Origin of the sequence: Streptomyces narbonensis (assembly GCF_014649015.1) — a bacterium.
Lineage (GTDB): Bacteria > Actinomycetota > Actinomycetes > Streptomycetales > Streptomycetaceae > Streptomyces > Streptomyces narbonensis.
The window spans coordinates 1-1,315 of the sequence record NZ_BMSF01000062.1; the positions used below are offsets into that span (position 1 = coordinate 1).

Genomic DNA, 1,315 nt, shown 5'->3' on the forward strand with positions numbered 1-1,315 from the left:
CTCAAACAATCAATGCAACTCTTCGATCTGTCCAAGTGATTAGGTTGTACCAACAGCAGTTCCCTCCAGTGGATGATCTCTCAATGGATATACAACACATTTCGATTCCCGACACCGCAACACTTCGCTTCAACGCTAGTTGTGTGGGGAATGGCAATGGTACAATTTATATCGTAGGTGGTGTATCGTTAATAGATGGTAACCCCATGACGTCCGTTTCACAGTTCAACACAGTTACTGGACAATTTGTCGACGCTGGTCGGGGGTTGGGCACCTCACTTATTACACCGGGCGTGGTAGACAACAGTGAGCTTGTGTTTATTGGAGGCGGCTGCCGTGACTACAGAGGCTGGCCAGAATACAACGACAACGTGTATGTTGTGGACCCCACATACTTCACGGCAGATGTTGGTCAGTTCGACTCTGAGTTGTTAGACTGGTTGTCGCCGCAGCTCATGATATACAATCGAACGTTGGCAATGATTGCGGCAACATATCGACGTTCTTTCGATCGACTGGAGTCATGGGTGGACCTCTCAGGGCCGGGTAGTGACGCGACAGATGTGATGATTGGTTTTGCACCGCTGCGTACCAACGCCGTTATTGCTTCCGTACCAAATGCCGACGGCATGTCACTCTATCTCATAGGCGGGCAAATACCCCCACCGGATGGGACGGGTATTTCACGCGATCTCTTCACCGGTAACGTGCATGTTGCAGACGGTCATGCTGATGTGACGGTGCAGGGATTTAACTACATTTCAGTGGCAGATGACGCGACACACAGGCAAATGATAGGAATAGCGCGCGGTGGGGGAGGAGACCAAATAGTAGAGGCAAATTTTTCGAAAGGAGATGCGACAGAGGTGGACAGTATATCACATACGAGGCAGAGTGTTCTCGACGACCCATTTCATGACGAGGAGCAACCAACGGCTGATGCAACAATGCACGATCAACCAACGCCTCCTCCGGCGGACTTGCCAAATAAAGACGGAAACTGGACAGTGCACGTAAACGGGTATAAGCCACTGTGGTATAATTTCACGTTTGCAATCCTTTTGTCGGAGCAGATTTCAACTGCCTGTCAGGGCATCAATGCTACAGGGGAAGTGAGCGGCAATCTAACATCATCAACATGTTTGTTGCGGCTGTCCGATTCACCTGCGTGCAACTCTGTATTGTTAAACTTGGGGAATTTGTCATTCGCCAATACTTGGCCCTACGTGGTAAATATGACTGACCCGGGCAAGAACGTCTCCGCGGTCGTGAACACCGTTGCCGTGGGTCCGATCACTCTCACTGGCCCTCGAGG

Annotated in this window: 1 protein-coding gene; it reads left to right on the top strand. The window is 50.5% G+C overall.

All coding sequences use genetic code 11. The features are described from left to right. Positions 1 to 44: 44 nt before the first annotated feature. The coding region (locus tag IE124_RS36195) for a hypothetical protein (protein ID WP_189513879.1) at positions 45 to 1,315 on the top strand (1,271 nt) is incomplete at its 3' end.